Source organism: Agrococcus jejuensis, from assembly GCF_900099705.1.
GTDB classification, from domain to species: Bacteria; Actinomycetota; Actinomycetes; order Actinomycetales; family Microbacteriaceae; genus Agrococcus; species Agrococcus jejuensis.
The window spans coordinates 3,106,442-3,128,376 of record NZ_LT629695.1; the positions used below are offsets into that span (position 1 = coordinate 3,106,442).

Genomic DNA, 21,935 nt, shown 5'->3' on the forward strand with positions numbered 1-21,935 from the left:
CCTCAGAACAGGGGAGCGGGTGCGTCGACGGGCTCGACGGGCCGTGACGGCAGCTGCTGCGCGCCGCGTCGGGGCGCGTTGCGCACGAAGTTCGTGCCCAAGCCCTCGGACATGCGCGTGCGCAGCAGGCCGTGGCGCCGCGCGAGCGGCACCGTGCGCTCGCGCAGCCAGTCGCGATACTCACGGCACGCGTACGCGCCGCCGCCGTAGATGCGGCGGTACTGGTCGACGAGGTGCGGGTGCTCGGCCTCGAGCCACTGCAGGTACCACTCGCGCGCGCCGGGACGCAGGTGCAGCGACGTGGTGGCGACGCCCGTGGCACCCGCATCCGCGATCGCCGCGTACGCGCGCTCGAGGTGCGCGCGCGTGTCGGTGAGCCCGGGCAGCACGGGCATGAGGAAGACCTCGCAGTCGAGCCCCGCCTCGCGCACGGCGCGCACGGTCGCGAGCCGCGCCGACGTCGAGGGCGTGCCGGGCTCGACCGACTGCTGCAGCGCGTCGTCGAACACCGCGATCGACATGGCGATCGACACGGGCACCTCCTTCGCGAGCTCGGCGAGCAGCGGCACGTCGCGTCGCAGCAGCGTGCCCTTCGTGAGGATGGCGATGGATGCGCCGTGCTCGGCGAGCGCGCGCAGGATGCCCGGCATGAGCCGGTAGCGGCCCTCCGCCCGCTGGTACGGGTCGGTGTTCGTGCCGAGGTGCACGCGGTCGACGTCGCGCCTCGTGGTGCGCAGCTCGCGCTCGAGCACCTCGACGACGTTGGCCTTCACGACGATGCGCGAGTCGAAGTCGCGGCCCGAGTCGAGGTCGAGGTACCGATGCGTGTCGCGGGCGAAGCAGTAGACGCACGCGTGCTGGCAGCCGCGGTACGGGTTGATGGTCCACGCGCCGCCCATGAACCCGCCGCCCGCGACGTGGTTGAGCGCGCTGCGCGCCGTGACCTCCATGAACGCCATGCCGTCGAACCCGGGCGTCGGCCACGACTCGAGCGTCGCGCTGCGCTCCTCGAATCCGGGCAGCGCGTCGGCGTCGACGTGCGTCGCCTGCTGAGCCTCCCACCGCATGGCAGCGATTCGAACATACGTTCGAACGATGCGCAAGGCGGCGCGCCGTAGGCTCGACGGGTGCTGGGGCGACGCTTCGAGGTGTGGGGCGTCGCCGTCGCATTCGCCGTCGCTGCGCTCGCCACCGCGATCGGCGTGCGCGACGGCTGGACCGGCGTCGTCGATGCGGCGGCGTGGATCTCGGCGGTCGCGACCGTGCCGACGCTCGGCGTCGCAGGCTTCGCGCACGCGATCGCGATGCGGCGCATGCAGCGCGTCAAGGTGCACGACCTCGCGATCGCGGGCGTCGGCATCCTCGCCACCGCGATCGTCGTCGTGGCCATCGTGCTCGCGCCGACGCGCCCCGATCTCGCGACGGGGCTGCTGCACTGCTGCTGGCCCGCGTGGATCCTGGGCCTCGCGTTCGCGGCGTACCTGCTGCACGCCGCGACCTCCCGGCCGCTCGCACCCGGCATGACGCCGCGCACGATCGTGGTGCTGGGTGGCGCCCTCAAGGGCAGGCACGTCGGCCCGCTGCTGCGCCGGCGCGTCGAGCGCGCCGCGACCCTCTGGCACGCAGGAGACGCGAACGTGCGGATGGTCGTGTCGGGCGGGCAGGGCCGCGACGAGCCGCGCAGCGAGGCCGAGGCGATGGCCGAGCACCTCGTGGAGGCGTGCGGCGTGCCCGAGGATGCGATCGACCTCGAAGACCGGTCGACGTCGACCGAGGAGAACCTCGCGCTCACGCGTGCGCTCGGCGCCCCAGAGCCGTGGCTCGTCGTGACGAGCGAGTACCACGTGCCCCGCACGCGCGTGCTGCTGCAGCGTCTCGGCATCGCGGGCGACGCGATCGACTCGTGGTCGAGCCCCGTCTACCGACCCGGCGCGCTCGTGCGGGAGCTCGCCGCGACCGTGCGGCCCGCGCGCGGCACGCTGCTCGTGCTCGGCGGCCTCGCGGTCGCGACGACGATCGTCGGCGTGGCCCGCACGGCCGGGCTCGTCGGCTGACCGGCTGGCACGGCGACCGTAGGCTGGACGGATGCCCGGGCCTCTCACGCTGGCGCTCGCGATCGTCGGCGTCGTGCTCGCCGCACGCGACGCTCGCCGGCTCGCGCCCGGCATCCTGCTGACCCTCGCGGCGACGTCGCTCGTCACGACGCTGGCCTCGACGTTCGTCACGGCCCTCGGCGACGTCGGCGACGTGCTGGGGGTCGACGACGGCACGAACCTGCTCGTGCAGGCGGCGCTCGTCGTGGGCGTGCCCGCGCTCGCAGGGCTCGTGCTCGGCGCGGCGCTCGTCGTGAACGGCGTGCTCATGCTGCTGCGCGAGCGTCGCTCGCCCGCGCACCTGCTCTCGCTCGCGGGCGGCGTCGCGATCCTCGCCCTCTACGCGCTCGGCTGGGTCACGATCGCCGGCGAGCTCGGCGGCGTCGTCGTGCTCGTGGTCGTGCTCGCCGCGCCGATCGGGTACCTCGGCCTCGTGCTGCTCGCCTACCTCCTCTGGTCGCTCGTCTACGCACGCATCGCCTCCCGCGCGCCCGTCGCCGCGGCGGTCGTCGTGCTGGGCGCGGGCCTCGTCGACGGTCGCGTCTCGCCGCTGCTCGCCGCCCGCGTCGCGCGCGGCGTCGCGCTCGCCGACGAGGACCCGCGCACGCTGCTCGTGCTGTCGGGCGGACAGGGGCCCGACGAGCCGCGCAGCGAGGCGTCGGCGATGACCGAGCACGCCGAGTCGCTCGGCGTCGCCCGCGAGCGCATCCTGCTCGAGGATGCGTCGACCACGACCGAGGAGAACCTGCGCCTCACGAAGGCGCTGCTCGAGCAGCGCGGCGTGCTCGGGCCGATGACGGTCGTGACGAGCGACTACCACGCGTTCCGCGCCGCGACGCTGCTGCGCACGCTCGGCATCCGGGGCCACGCGCGCGGTGCCCGCACGGCGCGCTACTACCTGCCGAGCGCGCTGCTGCGCGAGTACGTCGCGCTGCTGCGCGACCACCTGCGCGTGCACGCCGCGATCGTCGGCGTGCTGCTCGTGCCGTTCGCGGCGCTGCTCGTGCTGACGCTCGTGCGCCTCGTCGGCGGCTGACGCCGGCACGACGCCGCGACCGTCGACGCGATCCGCTCGTAGGATGGACGCATCCCCTTCCTCCGAGCTGGAGACGCATGTCCGACATCACCCGCGAGCAGGTCGAGCACCTCGCCGGCCTCTCGCGCATCGCCCTCACCGACGAGGAGATCGAGAGCCTCACGACCGAGCTCTCGGCCATCGTCGACGCCATCGCGACCGTCTCGGAGGCCGTCGGCGACGACGTGCCCGCGACGAGCCACCCCGTGCCGCTCGCGAACGTGACGCGCGCCGACGTCGAGGGCGCGACCCTCAGCCACGCCGAGGCGTTCGCCGGGGCGCCGAGCCACGACGGCGAGCGCTTCCGCGTCTCCGCGATCCTGGGGGAGGAGCAGTGACCTCGCAGGACCTCACGCGCATCTCCGGCGCCGACCTCGCCGGCCTCCTCGCCGCGGGCGAGGTGTCGAGCGTCGAGGCGACGCAGGCGCACCTCGACCGCATCGCCGCCGTCGACGGCGAGCTGCACGCCTTCCTGCACGTCAACGCCGGCGCCCTCGACGAGGCGCGCGCGATCGACGAGCGCCGCGCGGCCGGCGAGCAGCTGCACGAGCTCGCGGGCGCGCCCGTCGCCATCAAGGACGTGCTCTGCACGATCGGCATGCCGTCGACGTCGGGCTCGCGCATCCTCGAGGGCTGGGTGCCGCCGTACGACGCGACGCCCGTCGCGCGCCTGAAGGCCGCGGGCCTCGTCGCGCTCGGCAAGACGAACATGGACGAGTTCGCCATGGGCTCGTCGACCGAGCACTCGGCGTACGGCCCCACGCGCAACCCGTGGGACCTCGAGCGCATCCCCGGCGGCTCGGGCGGCGGCTCGGCCGCAGCCGTCGCCGCCTTCGAGGCGCCCTTCGCGCTCGGCTCCGACACCGGAGGCTCGATCCGCCAGCCCGCTGCAGTCACCGGCTCGGTCGGCGTGAAGCCCACGTACGGCGGCGTGAGCCGCTACGGCGCCATCGCGCTCGCGTCGAGCCTCGACCAGGTCGGCCCCGTGTCGCGCACCGTGCTCGACTCGGCGCTCATCCACGACGTCATCGGCGGTCACGACCCGCACGACTCCACGTCGCTGCAGCGCGAGTGGCCGTCGTTCGCCGCCGCCGCACGCGAGGGCGCCGCATCCGGGTCGCTCGCGGGCCTCAAGGTCGGCGTCATCCGCGAGCTCGACACCGACGGCATCGCCTCCGACGTCGCACAGCGCTTCCACGAGACCGTCGCGCTCATCGAGCGCGCGGGCGGCGAGGTCGTCGAGGTGTCGATGCCGAGCGTCGAGCACGCCGTCGCCGCGTACTACCTCATCCTCCCCGCCGAGGCCTCCTCGAACCTCGCCCGCTTCGACTCCGTGCGCTTCGGCCTGCGCGTCGAGCAGGGCGGCACGGTCGAGGACGTCATGGCCGCGTCGCGCGAGGCCGGCTTCGGCCCCGAGGTGAAGCGCCGCATCATCCTCGGCACGTACGCGCTGAGCGCCGGCTACTACGACGCCTACTACGGCTCGGCCCAGAAGGTGCGCACGCTCATCCAGCGCGACTTCGACGCGGCGTTCGCCGCCGCCGACGTGCTCATCTCGCCGTCCGCGCCGACGACGGCGTTCAAGCTCGGCGAGAAGATCGACGACCCGCTCGCGATGTACGCCAACGACATCACGACGATCCCCGCGAACCTCGCGGGCATCCCCGGCATGTCGATCCCCATGGGCCTCGGCGACGACGGCATGCCGGTCGGCCTGCAGCTGCTGGCACCGCACTTCGAGGACGTGCGGCTGTACCGCACGGGCGCGACGATCGAGGCGCTGCTCGCCGAGCAGTGGGGCGGCATCCTCGCCGCGAAGGCACCGGAGCTGACGGAGGTCGCACGATGAAGGACCGCCTGATGGACTTCGACGAGGCCCTCGAGCGCTACGAGCCCGTGCTCGGCTTCGAGGTGCACGTCGAGCTCGGCACGCGCACGAAGATGTTCTCGGCCGCGCCGAACCCCGCGCATCCCGACCACCACGACGCGGCGCCGAACACGCTCATCGACCCGCTGAGCCTCGGCCTGCCCGGCAGCCTGCCCGTCGTGAACGACGAGGCCATCCGGTACTCGATCTCGCTGGGGCTCGCGCTCGGCTGCGAGATCGCCGAGTCGAGCCGCTTCGCGCGCAAGAACTACTACTACCCGGACACGCCGAAGAACTACCAGATCTCGCAGTACGACGAGCCCATCGCGTTCGAGGGCTCCGTCGAGGTGCAGCTGGCCGACGGTCGCCTCATCGACATCCCGATCGAGCGCGCGCACATGGAGGAGGACGCCGGCAAGCTCACGCACGTCGGCGGCGCCACCGGCCGCATCCAGGGCGCCGAGTACTCGCTCGTCGACTACAACCGCGCAGGCGTGCCGCTCGTCGAGATCGTCACGAAGCCGATCATGGGCGCCGAGCACTCGGCACCCGAGATCGCGAAGGCCTACGTGGCGGCGGTGCGCGACATCGTGCTGTCGCTCGGCATCTCCGAGGCACGCATGGAGCGCGGCAACCTGCGCTGCGACGCCAACGTGTCGCTGCGCCCGCGCGGTCAAGAGAAGCTCGGCACGCGCACCGAGACGAAGAACGTGAACTCGATGCGCTCCGTCGAGCGCGCCGTGCGCTACGAGATCCAGCGGCAGGCCGCGATCCTCGCCGCCGGCGGCTCGATCCGCCAAGAGACGCGCCACTGGCACGAGGACACCGGCACGACCAGCCCCGGTCGCCCGAAGTCCGACGCCGACGACTACCGGTACTTCCCCGAGCCCGACCTGCTGCCCGTGCAGCCGAGCCGCGAGCTCGTCGAGCAGCTGCGCGCCGCGCTGCCCGAGCAGCCCGCCGTGCGTCGTCGCCGTCTGCAGGCCGACTGGGGCTTCACCGACCTCGAGCTGCAGGACGTCGTCAACGCCGGCCTGCTCGACACGATCGAGGCGACGGTCGCCGCGGGCGCGACGCCCGCTGCGGCGCGCAAGTGGTGGACGGGCGAGCTCGCTCGCGTCGCCAACGAGCGCGGCGTGGATGCGTCGAGCCTCGTGACGCCCGAGCACGTGGCCGAGCTGCAGCGGCTCGTCGACGAGGGCACGCTCACCGACCGACTCGCGCGCCAGGCGCTCGAGGGCGTCGTCGCGGGCGAGGGCTCGCCGACGGAGGTCGCCGCCGCCCGTGGGCTGCAGGTCGTCTCCGACGAGGGCGCGCTCGTCGCCGCCGTCGACGAGGCCCTCGCGGCCCAGCCCGACGTGCTCGCGAAGATCCAGGACGGCAAGGTGCAGGCCGCCGGCGCCGTCATCGGCGCCGTCATGAAGGCGATGCGCGGGCAGGCCGACGCCGCCCGCGTGCGCGAGATCGTGCTGGAGCGCGCCGCGCAGTCGTAGCGCGCAGCGCATCCGCGCACCGATGGGGCCTCGGCGACACGCCGAGGCCCCATCCGCGTCTCGTACGGGTTCCGAACCACCTTCTTGCGTGTTCGTCAAGGGCCTCCGCCCGCTTCGTCATAGGCGGCGCCAAGGTGCGAGGGTCGTCTGTGACGGGGCACCCCCGAGCGGCTCATGAGGCCGCGGCCCCCAACGGAAGGAACGCACCATGGGAATCATCGGTTGGATCGTCCTCGGCCTCGTGGCCGGCGCCATCGCGAAGCTGATCCTCCCCGGCAAGCAGGGTGGCGGCTGGATCGTCACCCTCATCCTGGGCATCGTCGGAGCGCTCCTCGGAGGCTTCCTCGGCTCCGTGCTCTTCAACGCACCGCTCGAGGACTTCTTCTCGATCCAGACGTGGCTGCTGGCCATCGGCGGCTCGATCATCGTGCTGCTGATCTACGGCCTCCTCACGCGAGGCAGCCGCGGCAAGACGCGCGCGTAGCCTGCAGAGCACGAAGGGGGTCGACCGGATGGTCGACCCCCTTCGTCGTGTCTGGAGCGCGTCTGCTCAGGCGAGCGCCGCCAGCTCGTCGACCATGTCGAGGTCGGTCATGTCGAGGCACTGCAGGTAGACGCGCTCGGCCCCCATCGCGCGCACCTCGGCGAGACGGTCGGCGGCCTCGGCGGGCGTGCCGGCGATGCCGTGCTCGCGCAGCTCGGCGGGCTCGCGGCCGATGGCGGCGGCGCGGCGCACGAACTGCTCCTCGGTCTGGCCGATGCACGCCACGAGCGCGACCGAGTACGTCATGGGCGCCGTGCGCTCGGCGGCCTCGACCGCATCCCGCACGCGCGCGAACGTGCCCTCGATCGCGTCGAGCTCGGGGAACGGGATGTTGAACTCCGTCGCGTACCGCGCCGCGATCGCGGGGGTGCGCGTGGGGCCCTGGCCGCCGACGAGCACGGGCACGGGCGACTGCACCGGCTTCGGCAAAGCGGGGGAGTCGGTGAGCGAGTAGTGCTCGCCCGCGAACGAGAACGTCTCGCCCTTCGGCGTCTCCCACAGGCCCGTGACGACGGCGAGCTGCTCCTCGAGCAGGTCGAACCGCTTCTTCGGGAAGGGGATGCCGTACGCCGCGTGCTCCTGCTCGAACCATCCGGTGCCGAGGCCCAGCTCGACCCGGCCGCCCGACATCGCATCGACGTTGGCCACCTGGATCGCGAGCACGCCCGGCAGGCGGTACGTCACCGACGACACGAGCGTGCCGAGGCGGATCGTGGAGGTGTCGCGCGCGAGGCCCGCGAGGCTCGTCCACGCATCCGTCGGCCCGTAGCCGGGGTCGCCGTCGCCCATCCGCAGGTAGTGGTCGGAGCGGAAGAAGGCGTCGAACCCGGCTGCCTCGGCGCGCAGCGCGATGGCGAGCAGCTCGTCGTACGAGGCGCCCTGCTGGGGTTCGGTGAAGATGCGGAGGGTCATGCTTCGAGCCTAGGCGCGCCCCGTCGCGCGCCGAGCCGGCGGCCATACGCTGGTCGGATGGAGTTCGGCTACTCGATCGGCTACTGGCGCCAAGGACCGCCGCCCAAGGCTCTCGAGACGATCCAGGCTGCGGAGCGGCTCGGGTTCGACTCGGTGTGGACGGCGGAGGCGTACGGCTCGGATGCGTTCACCCCGCTCGCGTGGTGGGGTGCGGGCACGTCGAGCATCAGGCTCGCGACGGGCATCGCGCAGCTGTCGGCGCGCACGCCCGCCGCGACGGCGATGCAGGCGATGACGCTCGACCATCTGTCGGGCGGCCGCGTGATCCTGGGCGTCGGCGCCTCGGGGCCGCAGGTCGTCGAGGGCTGGTACGGCCAGCCGTATCCGCGCCCGCTGGCCCGCACGCGCGAGTACGTCGCGATCCTGCGCGCCGTCATGGCTCGCCAGGCGCCCGTGACCGCGCCCGGTCCGCAGCTGCCGCTGCCGCTCGCGGGCGAGGGCACGACGGGGCTCGGCAAGCCGCTGCTGTCGACGCTGCATCCGTCGCGCGAGCACATCCCCATCCACCTCGCTGCCGAGGGACCCAAGAACACGGCCCTCGCGGCCGAGATCGCCGACGGCTGGCTGCCGTTCCTGCTGTCGCCGGCGCTCGACGGCGAGGCGCGGAGCAACCTGGCTGAGGGGTTCGCGCAGCGCGACGCCGCGCTGCCCGGCCCCGAGGCGTTCGAGGTCTCGCTGCCCGTGCCCGTCGTCGTCGACGACGACGTCGAGCGCGCCGCCGATCAGGTGCGGCCGATGATCGCGCTCTACGTCGGCGGCATGGGCGCGAAGGGGCAGAACTTCCACCTCGACGCCGTCGCGCGCCTCGGCTACGAGGCCGAGTGCGAGGTCATCCAGGAGCGCTACCTCGCAGGCGACAAGGCCGGCGCGATCGCGGCCGTGCCCACGCGGCTCGTCGAGGAGATCGGGCTCGTCGGTCCGCTGGCGAAGCTGCGCGACGACCTGCAGCGCTGGGAGTCGACCGTCGTCACCCGCATGCTCGTGCAGGGCGACGTCGCCGCGCTCGAGGCCGTCGCCGAGCTGCGCTCGTGACGATGGACTGGGGCGCGTGGGGCGGCGACGTGCTCTCGCCCGAGGCGAAGGCCGCCCGCGCGCCCAAGGCGCCGAGGCAGGTGCCCGCCGACCGCGACCTCGTCGTCGAGACGGGGGAGGGATTCGTCGGCGCCGTCGTGGGCATCGAGACCGGCCACGTGCAGCTCGAGGATCGCCGCGGCAAGGTGCGGCTCTTCCCGCTCGGCCTCGGCTTCCTCGTCGACGGCGAGGCGATCGAGCTCGTGAAGCCCCGCGCCGCCGCGACGCAGGCGCCGACGCGCACGGCATCCGGCTCGCGCGCCGTCGTCGACCATCGCGCACGCGTGGCGCTGCCGAGCCGCATCCTCGTCGAGGGCACGCACGACGCCGAGCTCGTCGAGAAGGTGTGGGGCCACGACCTGCGCGTCGAGGGCGTCGCGGTCGAGCCGCTCGGCGGCATCGACGACCTCGCGGCCCTCGTCGCCGAGCACCGTCCGAGCGCCGAGCGTCGCCTCGGCATCCTCGTCGACCACCTCGTGCCCGGCTCGAGGGAGTCGCGCATCGCCGCCGAGGTCGAGCGCGGCCCGCACGCCCGACACGTGCGCATCGTCGGCCACCCGTTCATCGACGTGTGGCAGGCCGTGAAGCCCGCCCGCGTCGGCCTCGAGCGGTGGCCCGACGTGCCGCGCAGCGAGGACTGGAAGCGCGGCACGCTGCGCCGCCTCGGCCTGCCGCACGACGACCAGGAGGACGTCGCGCGCGGCTGGCAGCGCATCCTCGCGCGCGTGCGCGACTGGAACGACCTCGAGCCCGTGATGCTCGCGCGCGTCGAGGAGCTCATCGACTTCGTCACCGCGCCCTGACGCCGCCGCCGCTCGCATGCATCGCGAGCGGCGGATCGGGTGCATGCTGAGCACGTGACCGTGCCCGCAGCCGCAGCGACGTCGCCTCGCGCGATCCAGGCGACCTACCTGGGCCTCACGGCGTCGACGACGCTCGCCACCAGCATGATCTGGGGCATCAACACGATCTTCCTGCTCGACGCCGGGCTCACGAACCTCGAGGCGTTCGCCGCGAACGCGTTCTACACCGTCGGCCTGCTGCTGTTCGAGATCCCCACGGGCGTCGTCGCCGACCTGCGCGGCCGGCGCCTGTCGTTCCTGCTCGGCTCGGCGGTGCTCGCCGCATCCACGGCCCTCTACGTGCTGCTGTGGGTGTGGGAGTCGCCGTTCTGGGGCTGGGCGGCGGCGTCGGTGCTGCTCGGCTTCGGCTACACGTTCTTCTCGGGCGCCATCGAGGCGTGGGTCGTGGATGCGCTGCGCTCGGCCGGCTACGAGGGCTCGCTCGACGGGGTGTTCGGGCGGGCGCAGGCGGCGTCGGGCGCCGCGATGCTCGTCGGCTCGGTGCTCGGCGGCGTGCTCGCGCAGGTCGCGGGGCTCTGGCTGCCGTTCGTGCTGCGGTCGGCGCTGCTCGTCGTGAGCCTCGTCGCCGCGGCGATCTGGATGCACGACCTCGGCTTCTCGCCCATGCGCGAGCGCGCGGGCGCCGCGATGCGCGACCTGCTGCGCGTCTCGGTCGACGTCGGCCTGCGCGACGGCAGGCTGCGGTGGCTCATGCTGGCGGGCCCGTTCATCGGCGGATCGATGGGCTACGTGTTCTACGCGGCGCAGCCGTACCTGCTCGAGCTGTACGGCGACGACCGCGCCTTCGCGCTCGCGGGCATCGTCGCGGCGCTCGTCGCGGCCGCGCAGATCGTCGGCGGCATGCTCGCGGCGCCGCTGCGTCGCGTCGTGCACCTGCGCACGACGCTCATGCTCGCATCGCTCGTCGTGTCGACGGCTGCGCTCGTCGTCGCGGGACTCACGTCGTCGTTCTGGGTCGCCGTCGCCGCCCTCGCGGTGTGGGGCCTCGCGCTCTCCACGCTCATGCCGGTGCGGCGCGCGTACCTCAACGCGTGCATCCCGTCGCAGCAACGCGCGACGGTGCTGTCGTTCGACTCGCTGCTGGGCAGCGTCGGCGGCTTCGTGCAGCCTGCGTTCGGGCGCGCGGCCGATCTGCAGGGCTACGGCGTGACGATCGTCGCGTCGTCGGTGCTGCAGGCGATGGCGCTGCCGTTCGTCGTCGCCACGAGGCGCCGGCGCGATCCCGTGGATGCGGGCGAGGTCTAGCCAGGCCGGCACCGCTACGCGTGCGCCTCGGGCTCCCGGTGGCTCACGGGCTCGACCTGGATCGTCGAGTGCTCGACGTCGAAGTGCTCGGCGATGCACGTCTGCACCTGCGCGAGGATCGCGGCGCCGTGCCCGTCTCGGAAGCAGCCGTCGGCCACGACGACGTGCGCCGTGAGCACCGGCAGCCCCGTGGCGATCTGCGACGCGTGCAGGTCGTGCACGGCCGTGACGTGGTCGAGCTCGAGGATGTGGCTCCGCACGGCGTCGAGGTCGATCGCGTCGGGCGTCTCCTCGAGCAGGATGCGACCCGACGCCCGCAGCAGCATCGCCGCCCTCGGGATGATGAGGCACGCGACGACCATCGCGGCGAGCGCATCCGCCTGCAGGAAGCCCGTGAGCGCGATGACGATGGCCGAGACGATGACGGCGACCGAGCCGAGCGCGTCGTTCACGACCTCGAGGAACGCGGCACGCAGGTTGAGGTTCGCGTCGCGCGCCGACACGAGCACGAGGATCGCGATGACGTTGGCGACGAGGCCGAGGATGCCGAAGACGAGCAGCGGGCCGCCCTCGACCTCGGGCGGGTCGAGCAGGCGGCGCACGCCCTCGATGAGGGCGAAGACGCCGATCGCCAGCAGGATGCCGGCCTGCGCGGCGGCGCTCAGCACCTCGGCGCGGGCGAAGCCCCACGTGCGGCGCGACGTCGGCGGGCGCATCGCGAGGGTCGCGGCGACGAGCGAGAGCGCGAGCCCGCCGACGTCGGTGAGCATGTGGCCCGTGTCGACGAGCAGCGAGAGCGAGCCGGTGACGACGGCGCCGACGGCTTGGATGACGAGCACCGCCGCCGTGATGCCGAAGGCGATCGCGAGGCGGCGGCGGTTGGCGACGGCGCCGTGCGCATGCCCGTGATCGTGGCCGCCGTGGCCGTGGCCGTGCCCGGCGCCCATCAGGCGGCTCCGTGGTGGTGCTCGGCGTCGCCGTCGACGCGGGCGGCGAGCGCTGCGGCGGCGTCGAGCAGCACCGTGACCTCGTCGGGAGCGACGATCGAGTGCCACGAGGCGCGGCCCTCTGGCCTCGACGTCACGAGCCCGCAGTCGCGCAGGCACGCGAGGTGCGCGCTCACGGTCGACTGCGCGAGGTGCAGGTGGTCGGTGAGGTCGCGCACGCGATGCTCGCCCTCCATGAGGTGCGTGAGCAGGCGGATGCGGCCGGGGTCCGAGAGCGCGTGCAGCACCGTGGCCACGCGCATCCGATCCATCGTCATGTGGCGATGATAGCGCCAGTGGACGATTCGACGGAAGGAGTCAGGCGAGCGGCTCGACCTCGACGGGCAGCGCGATCTTCGCCGTGCGGCCGTCGCCCGACGAGCGTCCCGTGAGCCGGCGACCGATCCACGGCAGCACGTGGCGGCGGTAGTAGAGGGCGTCGCGTCGCCCCTCGGCGGTCGTGACGGGCACGAGGTCCTCCCACGCCGCCGGCGCGTCGACGCCGAGCGCGTGCAGGAAGGTCGTCGCTGCCCGCGCGTGGCCCGCGGCGTTGAGGTGCAGCCGGTCGTCGGTCCAGAAGCGCCCGTGCTGCAGCTCGACGTCGGTCCAGTTGTCGACGAACGGCACGTCGAGCGCATCCGCCCACGAGCGCACCGCGTCGCGCAGCGCATCGCCGCGCCGCAGCATCACGCCGCCGCCCGCCATGACCGCCGACGGGTTCGCCCCCGACACCATCACGGGCACGATGCCGGCGTCGAGGATGCGGTGCACGGCCGTCTCGAGCTGGCCGCTCACCCAGTCGATCGTGACGCGCGGGCGCAGGATGTCGTTGCCGCCGCCGTTGATCGACAGGTGGCTCGGGCGCAGCGCGATCGCGGCGTCGAGCTGCTCGTCGAGGATCGGCCCCAGCTTGCGGCCGCGCACGGCGAGGTTCGCGTACTCGATCGACTCGCCCTGCGCCGTCGCGAGCCCCACGGCGGCGAGGTCTGCCCAGCCGCGCACGGCATCCGATCCGGCGACCACGTCGCCGTAGCCCTCCGTGAACGAGTCGCCGATCGCCACGAGCCTCGAGACATGCACGACCCCAGGCTAGGCCGGGCGTAGCATGGGCTTCAAACCACGGGAGTCCGGTGCGCCGGGCTGAGAGGAAGGCCGAAGCCTTCGACCGTCGAACCTGATCCGGGTCATGCCGGCGCAGGGAGCGATCTCACCCGTGCCCTTCCCTCGAGAGGCACACCATGTCCACCATCACCGCGCCGTCGGGCGCTCCCACCGTGTCGCGCTTCCGCTGGCGCGTCGTCGACATCGTCACCGCATCCGTGCTCGCCGTCGCGTGCGGCCTGCTGTTCGTGCTCTGGAACGGCGTCGGCGGCGCCTGGTTCGCGGTCGCGGATGCGTTCACGCCCGGCTTCGGCGGCATCGCCGTGGGTCCGTGGCTGCTGGGCGGCGTCATCGGCGGCCTCGTGATCCGCAAGCCCGGCGCTGCGATCTTCGTCGAGGTCGTCGCCGCCAACGTGTCGACGCTGCTCGGCAGCCAGTGGGGCATCGAGACCGTGTACTCGGGCCTCGCGCAGGGCATCGGCGCCGAGCTCGTGCTCGCCGTGCTGCTGTATCGCCGCTTCGGCGTCGTCGCCGCGATGGCGACGGGCATCGGCGCCGCCGTCGGCGCATGGACGCTCGAGCTCTTCCTCTCTGGCAACCTCGCGAAGGGTCCGGAGTTCCTCGGCATCTACCTCGGGTCGCTCGTCGTCTCGGGCGCGCTGCTCGCCGGCCTCGTCGGCTGGCTGCTCGTGCGCGGCCTCGCCGCGACCGGCGCGCTCTCGCGGTTCGCGGCCGGGCGCGAGGCGCAGCGGCGCGCGTGACCGCCGCCTCGATCCGCGCCGACGGATGGGGCTGGCGACACGCTGCCCGCACCCGTCCGGCGGTCGCGGGCCTCTCCTTCAGCGTCGAGCCGGGGGAGCGCGTGCTGCTGCTCGGGCCCTCGGGCGCGGGCAAGTCGACGCTGCTCGCGGGGCTCGCGGGCGTGCTCGGCGACGCCGAGGACGGCGAGGAGAGCGGATCGCTCGCGGTCGACGGCGCGCATCCCGCGACGACGCGCGGCACGGCCGGGCTCGTGCTGCAGGATCCGCAGGCGAACACGATCCTGTCGCGCGTCGGCGACGACGTGGCCTTCGGGGCCGAGAACCTGCGCGTGCCGCGCGACGAGATCTGGACCCGCGTGCGCGAGGCGCTCGACGCCGTGGGCCTCGCCGTCGACCTCGAGCGCTCGACGGCGGCGCTGTCGGGCGGCCAGCGGCAGCGGCTCGCCCTCGCGGGCATCCTCGCCATGCGCCCCGGGCTCGTGCTGCTCGACGAGCCGACGGCGAACCTCGACCCCGAAGGCGTCGTCGAGGTGCGCGACGCCGTCGTGCGCATGCTCGACGCCACGGGGGCGACGCTCGTCGTCGTCGAGCACCGCGTCGACACGTGGCTGCCGGTCGTCGACCGCGTCGTCGTGCTCGACCCGGGCGGCGGCGTGCTCGCCGACGGGCCGGCGGATGCGGTGTTCGCGCGCCACGGCGACGCTCTCGCCGAGTGCGGCGTGTGGGTGCCTGGGCACCCCGTCTCGGTCGAGCGCCGCGAGGTCGCGGCGGGCGACGAGCTGCTGCGTGCGTCGGGCCTCGTCGTCGGCCGCGACGCGCCCGTGCGCCCGCCCGTCGACCTCGCGCTCGCCGCGGGCACGTCGACGGTCGTCACGGGGCCGAACGGCGCGGGCAAGTCGACGCTCGCCCTCACGATGGCGTCGCTGCTGCCGCGGCTCGGCGGTACGCTCGCCGCGTCGCCGACGCTCGCGGGCGGCCTGTCGCCCGACCCGGGGCGGTGGCGCTCGAGCGCCCTCGCGACGCGCATCGGCACGGTGTTCCAGGAGCCCGAGCACCAGCTCGTGGGCCGCACGGTGCGCGAGGAGCTCGGCATCGGCCTGCGCGCCGTCGGCGTGCCGCGCGCCGTCCACGCCGCGCGCATCGACGCGCTGCTGCAGCGCCTGCGCCTCGACCACCTCGCCGACGCGCATCCCTTCACGCTCTCGGGCGGCGAGCAGCGCCGCCTGTCGGTCGCGACGGTGCTCGCGACGGGCCCGCGCGTCGTCGTGCTCGACGAGCCGACGTTCGGGCAGGACCGCCGCACGTGGCGCGAGCTCGTGACGCTCATGGCCGACCTCGTGGCCGACGGCGCCGCGCTGCTGTCGGTGACGCACGACGCCGACGTCGTGCGCGTGCTCGGCACGTCGACGTCCACCGACCGCGTCGTCGGGCTGGACGCCGCATGATCGGCACCCGTCGCGTCGCGCCGCCGACGCACCTCGATCGCGTGAACCCCGTCACGCCGTTCCTCGCCGCCATCGTGCTGTCGCTGCCGCTGCTCGTCACGATCGACGTCGTCAGCGCCTCCGTCGCGCTCGTGCTCGGCATCGCCGGGCTGCTCGCCGCCGGGCTCCGACCCGGCACGATCGTGCGCCGCACGTGGCCCGTGCTCGTCGCGGCGCCGCTGTCGGGCATCAGCATGCTGCTCTACGCGCAGCCCGCAGGCCGCATCCACCTGCGCGTGTGGCTCGCCGTGATCAGCGACGACTCCATCGCCCTCGCCGTCGCGATCGTCGTGCGCGTGCTCGCGATCGGTGTGCCGACGCTCGCGATCCTCGCCGGCATCGACGCGACGCGGCTCGGCGACGGGCTCGCGCAGGTGCTGCGCCTGCCCGCCCGATTCGTGCTCGCGGCGCTCGCGGGCATCCGTCTCTTCGGCGTGCTGCGCGAGGACTGGGATGCGCTCGCCGCCGCCCGCCGTGCGCGCGGGCTCGGTGACGGCGGCCGCATCCGCCGCTGGCTCGGCATGGCGTTCACGGTGCTCGTCATCGCCGTGCGCCGCGGCGGCAGGCTCGCCACCGCGATGGAGGCGCGCGGCTTCGGCCACGGCGAGCGCACGTGGGCGCGCGAGTCGCGGCTCGGTCGCGCCGACGCCGTGCTGCTCGGCGCCGCCGTGCTCATCGTGGTCGCGGCGCTCGGCGCCGCCATCGCGACGGGATCGTTCCGGCTGGTGGGCACATGAGCCGCATCTGGCTGCTCGACGGCCGGTCGGGCTCGGGCAAGACCGTGCTCGCCGACGCCCTCGCGGTCGAGCTCGGCGGCACCGTCGTGCACATGGACGACCTCTACCCGGGCTGGGGCGGCCTCGACGCGGGCTCGGCGTACGCGCTCGAGCGCATCGTGCTGCCGCTGTCGCGCGGCGAGGGCGCCGAGTGGCGCCGCTGGGACTGGGCCGCGGATGCGCGCGCCGAGCAGCACCGGTTGCCCGCGGGATCCGCGCTCGTGCTCGAGGGATGCGGTGCCCTGTCGCGCGCTGCCGCCGCGGTCGCGGAGCGCGCGATCTGGCTCGAGTGCGACGAGCGCACCCGCCGCGCTCGGGCGCTCGCGCGCGACGGCGCCGACGACTGGTGGGAGGCGTGGCGCGACCAGGAGGACGCGTTCTACGCCCGCGAGACGTCGGCGGCGCTCGCGTCGGAGGTGCGCGGCTGCCGCTGAGCCCGCCACGGCGGGCGCAGCCGTGCCACGATGGCGACATGGCTCAGCGACGACTGCCGACCGCCCGCACGATCGACCCGCGCGACGCGCCCTCGTTGCGCTGGGGCATCCTCGGCCCCGGGTACATCGCCGCCGAGATGGTCGCGGCCCTGCAGCAGGGCACGGGCCAGCAGGTCGTCGCCGTCGGTGGCCGATCCGCCGAGCGCGCCGCGGCGTTCGCGACGCAGCACGGCATCCCCGCCTCGGGCGACCAGGACTGGCTGCTCGCGCAGGACGTCGACGCCATCTACGTCGCGTCGCCGCACTCGGCGCACCACGAGCAGGCGCTCGCCGCGATCGCCGCTGGTCGCAGCGTGCTCGTCGAGAAGGCGTTCACGCGCAACGCGGGCGAGGCCGTCGAGGTGCTCGAGGCCGCACGGCACGCGGGCGTCTCGGTGGCCGAGGCGATGTGGTCGCGGTTCCTGCCCGGCTACGACGTCGTGCGCCAGGCCGTCGAGCAGGGCGTGCTCGGCGAGCTGCGCTCGGTCACCGCCGACCACGGGCAGCTGCTCTGGCCGAACGGCCCCGCGCGCCTCGCCGAGCCGTCGCTCGCGGGCGGTGCGCTGCTCGACCTCGGCGTCTACCCCATCCACCTCGCGGCCATGCTGCTGCCGAAGGTCGAGGCCATCCACGCCGTCGGTGCGCGCACCGACCTCGGCGTCGACGAGCAGGAGGTCGTGACCCTCGCGGGCGCCGGCGGCGTGCTCGCGACGTGTCAGGCCTCGATGTCGGCGAAGAGCCCCACGACCGCCGTGATCGCGGGCACCCAGGCGCGGCTCGAGCTCGCGGGCGACTTCTACCGGCCCACGACCATCCGCCTCGTCGCGCCCGACGGCGACGTGCTCGACACGTACGAGCCCGAGGAGCGCGAGCACGGCCTGCGCTACGAGGCCGTCGCCCTCGCCCGAGCGATCGCGGCGGGGGAGCAGGAGACGCCCGAGCTGCCGTGGAGCGAGACCCTGCGCGTCATGCGCATCATGGACGACGTGCGCGCGCAGCTCGGGGTCGTGCTGCCGGGGGAGTAGCGCCCGAGCCGCTCAGGCCCAGCCGAGCCGGTGCAGCTCGTCGTCGTCGATGCCGTAGAAGTGCGCGATCTCGTGCACGAGCGTCGTGTGCACCTCGTCGCGCAGCTCGTCCATCGTCGAGCACCGCTCGAGGTGCGCCTCGCGGAACACGACGATGCGGTCGGGCAGCTCGCCGAAGCCGTAGGTGCCGCGCTCGGTGATCGCGACACCCTCGTAGATGCCGAGCAGGTCCTCCGTCTCGTAGCGGTCCTCGACGAGGAACACGACGTTGTCCAGCCCGTCGACCATGTCGTCGGGCAGCTCGTCGAGCTCGTCGGTGACGATCGCCTCGAACTCCTCGGGGCTGATCGGGTAGGGCATCGGCATCCCCGTCACGCTACCCGGCTGCGCAGCGCGCCGCGTCAGCGGCGACGGAACCGCTGCACGAGCGGGCAGTCGAACGGGTCGCGCGCCTGCAGGCCGACCTCGTTGAGGTAGCGGATGACGATGGCGTACGACTCGACGAGGTTCGCCTCGGTGTACGGGATGCCGTGCGTCTTGCAGTGCGCGCGCACGAGGTCGCGCGTCTTCGCCAGGTGCGGGCGGGGCATGCTCGGGAAGAGGTGGTGCACGACCTGGTGGTTGAGGCCGCCGAACAGGGCCGTGGCCCACCAGCCGCCGCGGATGTCGCGCGAGGTGCGCACCTGCTTCGTGAGGAAGTCGAGACGCTCGTCGGCGCCCACGAGCGGCATGCCCTTGTGGTTCGGCGCGAACGACGCGCCCATGTAGACGCCGAACACGGCCAGCTGCACCCCGAGGAACGCGAACGCCATGCCGATCGGCAGCATCGTGAACAGGGCGCCGAGGTACAGCGCCCAGCGCGCCGCCATCATGCCGAGCTCGATCCAGCGGCCCGTCACGGGCTCGCGCGACACCAGCAGCTGCAGGCCGCGGAAGTGCAGGTTGGCGCCCTCGAGGGTCAGCAGCGGGAAGAACAGCGCACCCTGCCTGCGCGTGAGCGCTGCGAGGAAGCCGGTCTGGCGTGCGGCGTCCTCGGGCAGGAACGAGACGGTGTCCCACTCGACGTCGGGGTCGTGACCGCGTCGGTTCGGGTTCGCGTGGTGGCGCGTGTGCTTCGTCATCCACCAGGCGTAGCTGATGCCGACGATGCCGACGGCGAGCACGCGGCCGAGGCGGTCGTTCGCGGGACCCGACGCGAGGATCTGGCGGTGCGAGGCCTCGTGGCCGAGGAACGCGAACTGCGTCAGCAGGATGCCGAGCGCGCCGGCGACCGCGAGCTGCCACCAGGAGTCGCCCAGCAGCACGAACGCGACGCCGAGGCCGACGAGCGCGAGGCCGAGGCCGGCGCACAGCAGCACGTAGAACGTTCGGGTGCGGTTCAGCAGGCCGCGATCCTGCACGCTGGCGCGCAGCGACGAGAACGTGGACGGGCCGCGGGCAGCGCCGCTGGCCTTCGTCGTGCGGACGGGCCCGAGGCCGTCGAGTGCGATCGTCATCCGTGGGCTCCCGCCGGTCGGTTGCACCGATCCGATCCCCGCCGAGCCGATGGCTCCACGGTACGCGACTGCGTATGCCCTACGCAGACTGCATCGCCGATGCATGGCGGATGCATGGGTGCGCGTCGCGACGCCGGTCGGTCTCCTGCGGGCGCCGTCGCGTCAGGGACGCGGGCGGATCGGGCTCGGCGCCGGCGCGAGGATCGGGCAGTCGAGCATCGCCGTGGCGTGCAGCCCGAGCGCGGAGTCGTCGCCCAGGGCGAAGACCGTGTGGATCGCTCGCTCGTCGCGCTCGGTGCGCAGCATCGCCGCGACCTCGGTGTTGCACGCACGCGGGGCGAGGTAGAGCGGCGTGTGGCCGTACGCGGCGAGCACGGATGCGGCCATCGCGTCGGGGAAGGACTCGCCCGTCGCGAGCAGCATCGTGCCGTTCCACGTCTGCTGGGAGAACTGATCGTGGATCCGTCGCGCGGTGTCGTACCGGTTCTCGCCCGCGTACCGCCAGACGCCCGCGGCGCCCGTGCCGCGGATCCAGTCCGCCGCCGCCTGCGACACCGACGGCCAACCGCCGGCGATGTTCACGCCGATCCCCTGATAGGCGGGCCGCACGCGATCGATCCATCGGAGCAGATCCGCCTCCGACGAGCCGTGATAGCTCAGCACGATCGCGCCCCGGTTGCGGCCGGCGACGGAGCCTGCGACGAGGGCGTCGGCGAACGACCAGCCCGAGACGACCCAGATCTCGCTCACGGGGCCGCTGCTGCGCAGGCGGTCGAGCAGCCGCATCGACGTGTCGACGCGGTCCACGCCAGCGATCCGGTCGACCTGGTGGCCGGCATCCGCGAGCTGCTGCCGCACCGCATCCGAGATCGATGCCTCGCCGCCGACGAGCACGATCGGGATGGGCGTGACGGGCGAGAGGCGCGCGAGCTCCTCGAGCACGACCTGCGGCACGTGGCCGCGCGCCGTGAGCAGGAGGCGAGCCTGCTCTGCAGCCGCCACGGGGCCGGCGGCCAACGCGTCGGCGAAGCCCTCGCCCGACGCGAGGAAGACCGTGCGCGACTCGTACGGGGTGCGCTGCGAGACCTGCACGGCCGTCGCGTAGCGATTGGAGCCGGCGATGCGCTGCACCTCGTGCGCCTCGGCAGGCTGCGCTGGCGCGAACGGGGCGAGCACGCTCGCGGCGATGGCGACCACGGTCGCGACGACGAGGATGCGAAGGTGAGCGCGCAGCGCCATGGGGATCCGTCTCGATCGAACGACGCCCGCAGCCGAGTGGCTGCGGGCGGGGCGTCGACGACCGGTCCGACGGGGTCATGCAATGGGGTGAGTAACGGGGCTTGAACCCGCGGCCTCCTAGACCACAACCAGGCGCTCTACCAGCTGAGCTATACCCACCATGCGCCGCTCCCTCGCGGGAACAACCAGGACAGTCTACGACAGATCCGAGCCCTTCGATGACAGTGCCTCCGCGAACGACGCGACGACCTCCTCGGAGGCCTGACGAGCCGACTCGCTCGTCACGTCGTCCTGCGTGAACACGGCCTTGCGGTAGTACTGCAGCTCGCGCACCGACTCGAGGATGTCGGCGAGCGCGCGGTGGCCACCCGCCTTCTCGGGCGACTGGAAGTAGGCGCGCGGGTACCAGCGACGCGACAGCTCCTTGATGCTCGACACGTCGATCGAGCGGTAGTGCAGGTGCTTGTCGACGCGCGGCATGTAGCGCGCGAGGAACGTGCGGTCGGTGCCGATGGTGTTGCCGCCGAGCGGGGCCGAGCGCTCGAGCGGCACGAACCGCTGGATGTACTCGAGCACCTGCGTCTCGGCCTCCTCGAGCGCCATGCCGTGCGGGATGAGCTGGTCGAGGCCGCTCGTCGCGTGCATGTTCCGCACGAAGTCGTCCATGTTCGCCATCGCGGCGTCCGACGCCTTGATGACGAGCTCGATGCCCGGGTCGATGACCTCGAGCTCGAAGTCGGTCACGAGGACGGCGACCTCGACGAGCTCGTCGATCGACGGGTCGAGGCCCGTCATCTCGCAGTCGATCCAGACGATGCGGTCAGCGGCAGGCACGTCGACGAGCCTAGTCGCCGCCTGCGAGCCGGAACCGCGTGCAGTCCCTGGGGAAGTCGAACCATGCGAGCGCCCGGTGCGGCGTCACGACGCGCAGGCCACCGCCATCGTCGCCCGACCACGCATCCGCCTCGGGCGCGTAGCCGTCGTCGTGGTACTTCGCGAACGCGGCGGCGAGCCGGGCGCCGACCCCGTCGGCATCGGCGCGCGTCGCCGTCGACCGACCCTCGACGATCACGACCTCGGTGCCCGACTCGAGCGTGAGGGTGACCGCCGGGTTCGCCTCGGCGTTGCGCGCATGCCGCGTCGTCGGCGCTCCGTCGTACCAGAACGCGCCGTCGACCCACACGCCCCAGCGGGGCACGACGTGCGGCGTCGCGTCGGGCCGCACGGTCGCGAGCCAGTAGTGCTTCGACGCGACGAGCCGCTGCTCGACCGCCGACCACGGCAGCACGCCCTCGGTCGTCTCGGGCAGCCCGTAGCCCTCGGGCATCGTCGGGCGATCGGCGGTCGGGCTCGCTGCGCTCATGCGCGCAT

At 73.5% G+C, this 21,935-nt stretch carries 24 protein-coding genes, 1 tRNA gene and 1 riboswitch; of the genes, 14 read left to right on the forward strand and 11 right to left on the reverse strand.

The genetic code is table 11. The features are described from left to right. Positions 1 to 2: 2 nt before the first annotated feature. The gene (locus tag BLQ67_RS14685) at positions 3 to 1,067 is read right to left on the reverse strand and encodes an Rv2578c family radical SAM protein (protein ID WP_092506292.1); all 1,065 of its coding nucleotides are present in this window, start codon (positions 1,065 to 1,067) and stop codon (positions 3 to 5) included. 60 nt (positions 1,068 to 1,127) lie between these two features. Between BLQ67_RS14685 and BLQ67_RS14690 the strand changes: the two genes are divergently transcribed. From BLQ67_RS14690 to BLQ67_RS14715, 6 genes are all read left to right on the forward strand, one after another. After that, positions 1,128 to 2,054, forward strand: a complete 927-nt coding sequence (locus tag BLQ67_RS14690; RefSeq protein WP_092506293.1) for a YdcF family protein — start codon at positions 1,128 to 1,130, stop codon at positions 2,052 to 2,054. 31 nt (positions 2,055 to 2,085) lie between these two features. Next, complete coding sequence (locus BLQ67_RS14695; RefSeq protein WP_092506295.1) at positions 2,086 to 3,129, forward strand: YdcF family protein; 1,044 nt, start codon at positions 2,086 to 2,088, stop codon at positions 3,127 to 3,129. 77 nt (positions 3,130 to 3,206) lie between these two features. Beyond that, the gene (gatC, locus tag BLQ67_RS16755; protein WP_092506297.1) at positions 3,207 to 3,506 is read left to right on the forward strand and encodes an Asp-tRNA(Asn)/Glu-tRNA(Gln) amidotransferase subunit GatC; all 300 of its coding nucleotides are present in this window, start codon (positions 3,207 to 3,209) and stop codon (positions 3,504 to 3,506) included. Next, positions 3,503 to 5,017 (forward strand): Asp-tRNA(Asn)/Glu-tRNA(Gln) amidotransferase subunit GatA, encoded by a 1,515-nt coding sequence (gatA, locus tag BLQ67_RS14705; protein WP_092506299.1) that lies wholly within the window; start codon positions 3,503 to 3,505, stop codon positions 5,015 to 5,017. Before gatC ends, gatA begins: the two co-directional genes overlap by 4 nt. Then, positions 5,014 to 6,528: an Asp-tRNA(Asn)/Glu-tRNA(Gln) amidotransferase subunit GatB gene (gene gatB / locus BLQ67_RS14710; protein ID WP_092506301.1), complete on the forward strand. Its 1,515-nt coding sequence runs from the start codon at positions 5,014 to 5,016 to the stop codon at positions 6,526 to 6,528. The genes gatA and gatB overlap by 4 nt, the downstream gene beginning before the upstream one ends. Before the next feature lie 208 nt (positions 6,529 to 6,736). Then, the gene (locus BLQ67_RS14715) at positions 6,737 to 7,012 is read left to right on the forward strand and encodes a GlsB/YeaQ/YmgE family stress response membrane protein (protein ID WP_092506303.1); all 276 of its coding nucleotides are present in this window, start codon (positions 6,737 to 6,739) and stop codon (positions 7,010 to 7,012) included. A 66-nt stretch (positions 7,013 to 7,078) separates the two neighbouring features. Here BLQ67_RS14715 and BLQ67_RS14720 read toward each other — a convergent pair whose 3' ends face one another. Continuing rightward, positions 7,079 to 7,984: an LLM class F420-dependent oxidoreductase gene (locus BLQ67_RS14720; RefSeq protein ID WP_092506305.1), complete on the reverse strand. Its 906-nt coding sequence runs from the start codon at positions 7,982 to 7,984 to the stop codon at positions 7,079 to 7,081. Positions 7,985 to 8,041: 57 nt separating this feature from the next. Here BLQ67_RS14720 and BLQ67_RS14725 point away from each other — a divergent pair, with 57 nt between their 5' ends. Genes BLQ67_RS14725 through BLQ67_RS14735 form a run of 3 tightly spaced genes read left to right on the forward strand, consistent with a single transcriptional unit; the run spans position 8,042 to position 11,223 of the window. After that, a complete protein-coding gene (locus BLQ67_RS14725) occupies positions 8,042 to 9,076 on the forward strand; it encodes an LLM class F420-dependent oxidoreductase (RefSeq protein WP_092506307.1) in 1,035 nt (344 codons plus the stop codon). 2 nt (positions 9,077 to 9,078) lie between these two features. After that, positions 9,079 to 9,918, forward strand: coding sequence for a DUF3097 family protein (locus BLQ67_RS14730; protein ID WP_092506309.1), 840 nt, complete (start codon positions 9,079 to 9,081; stop codon positions 9,916 to 9,918). Between the two features lie 54 nt (positions 9,919 to 9,972). Next, positions 9,973 to 11,223 (forward strand): MFS transporter, encoded by a 1,251-nt coding sequence (locus BLQ67_RS14735; protein WP_231945074.1) that lies wholly within the window; start codon positions 9,973 to 9,975, stop codon positions 11,221 to 11,223. Between the two features lie 14 nt (positions 11,224 to 11,237). Here the strand turns inward: BLQ67_RS14735 and BLQ67_RS14740 are convergent, their stop codons facing one another. The 3 genes from BLQ67_RS14740 to BLQ67_RS14750 are packed head-to-tail and all read right to left on the reverse strand — an operon-like array spanning position 11,238 to position 13,289. Next, entirely contained in the window at positions 11,238 to 12,170 is a 933-nt protein-coding gene (locus tag BLQ67_RS14740) for a cation diffusion facilitator family transporter (RefSeq protein ID WP_092506311.1), read from the reverse strand. Beyond that, on the reverse strand, positions 12,170 to 12,487 hold the full coding sequence (locus BLQ67_RS14745; RefSeq protein WP_092506313.1) for an ArsR/SmtB family transcription factor: 318 nt from the start codon (positions 12,485 to 12,487) through the stop codon (positions 12,170 to 12,172). The genes BLQ67_RS14740 and BLQ67_RS14745 overlap by 1 nt, the downstream gene beginning before the upstream one ends. Positions 12,488 to 12,527: 40 nt before the next feature. Continuing rightward, positions 12,528 to 13,289 (reverse strand): SGNH/GDSL hydrolase family protein, encoded by a 762-nt coding sequence (locus tag BLQ67_RS14750; protein ID WP_092506315.1) that lies wholly within the window; start codon positions 13,287 to 13,289, stop codon positions 12,528 to 12,530. Between the two features lie 29 nt (positions 13,290 to 13,318). Beyond that, positions 13,319 to 13,427: riboswitch (TPP riboswitch) on the forward strand. Positions 13,428 to 13,447: 20 nt separating this feature from the next. Here BLQ67_RS14750 and BLQ67_RS16925 point away from each other — a divergent pair. From BLQ67_RS16925 to BLQ67_RS14775, 5 genes are read left to right on the forward strand one after another with little or no spacing between them, the layout of a single operon-like run. Beyond that, on the forward strand, positions 13,448 to 14,071 hold the full coding sequence (locus tag BLQ67_RS16925; RefSeq protein ID WP_092506316.1) for an ECF transporter S component: 624 nt from the start codon (positions 13,448 to 13,450) through the stop codon (positions 14,069 to 14,071). Then, on the forward strand, positions 14,068 to 15,516 hold the full coding sequence (locus BLQ67_RS14760; protein WP_231945075.1) for an ABC transporter ATP-binding protein: 1,449 nt from the start codon (positions 14,068 to 14,070) through the stop codon (positions 15,514 to 15,516). Before BLQ67_RS16925 ends, BLQ67_RS14760 begins: the two co-directional genes overlap by 4 nt. Continuing rightward, complete coding sequence (locus BLQ67_RS14765; RefSeq protein ID WP_092506318.1) at positions 15,513 to 16,292, forward strand: energy-coupling factor transporter transmembrane component T family protein; 780 nt, start codon at positions 15,513 to 15,515, stop codon at positions 16,290 to 16,292. Before BLQ67_RS14760 ends, BLQ67_RS14765 begins: the two co-directional genes overlap by 4 nt. Beyond that, positions 16,289 to 16,765 carry a nucleoside/nucleotide kinase family protein gene (locus BLQ67_RS14770; RefSeq protein ID WP_092506320.1) on the forward strand — a complete coding sequence of 159 codons (477 nt, stop codon included), beginning with the start codon at positions 16,289 to 16,291 and terminating at the stop codon, positions 16,763 to 16,765. Before BLQ67_RS14765 ends, BLQ67_RS14770 begins: the two co-directional genes overlap by 4 nt. Before the next feature lie 38 nt (positions 16,766 to 16,803). Continuing rightward, positions 16,804 to 17,829, forward strand: coding sequence for a Gfo/Idh/MocA family protein (locus BLQ67_RS14775; RefSeq protein ID WP_092506321.1), 1,026 nt, complete (start codon positions 16,804 to 16,806; stop codon positions 17,827 to 17,829). Between the two features lie 12 nt (positions 17,830 to 17,841). On the opposite strand, the gene BLQ67_RS14780 is transcribed toward BLQ67_RS14775, so the two are convergent. From BLQ67_RS14780 to BLQ67_RS14805, 6 genes are all read right to left on the reverse strand, one after another. Next, positions 17,842 to 18,189, reverse strand: a complete 348-nt coding sequence (locus BLQ67_RS14780) for a metallopeptidase family protein (RefSeq protein ID WP_092506976.1) — start codon at positions 18,187 to 18,189, stop codon at positions 17,842 to 17,844. A 41-nt stretch (positions 18,190 to 18,230) separates the two neighbouring features. Beyond that, a complete protein-coding gene (locus BLQ67_RS14785) occupies positions 18,231 to 19,325 on the reverse strand; it encodes a fatty acid desaturase family protein (protein ID WP_092506323.1) in 1,095 nt (364 codons plus the stop codon). Positions 19,326 to 19,487: 162 nt separating this feature from the next. Beyond that, the gene (locus BLQ67_RS14790) at positions 19,488 to 20,564 is read right to left on the reverse strand and encodes a cell wall-binding repeat-containing protein (RefSeq protein ID WP_092506325.1); all 1,077 of its coding nucleotides are present in this window, start codon (positions 20,562 to 20,564) and stop codon (positions 19,488 to 19,490) included. A gap of 83 nt (positions 20,565 to 20,647) precedes the next feature. Then, positions 20,648 to 20,723 (reverse strand) — tRNA-His (locus BLQ67_RS14795). Positions 20,724 to 20,759: 36 nt separating this feature from the next. After that, positions 20,760 to 21,398 carry an oligoribonuclease gene (gene orn / locus BLQ67_RS14800; protein WP_269457088.1) on the reverse strand — a complete coding sequence of 213 codons (639 nt, stop codon included), beginning with the start codon at positions 21,396 to 21,398 and terminating at the stop codon, positions 20,760 to 20,762. A 10-nt stretch (positions 21,399 to 21,408) separates the two neighbouring features. Continuing rightward, positions 21,409 to 21,927 carry a pyridoxamine 5'-phosphate oxidase family protein gene (locus BLQ67_RS14805; RefSeq protein ID WP_092506327.1) on the reverse strand — a complete coding sequence of 173 codons (519 nt, stop codon included), beginning with the start codon at positions 21,925 to 21,927 and terminating at the stop codon, positions 21,409 to 21,411. Between the last annotated feature and the right edge of the window lie 8 nt (positions 21,928 to 21,935).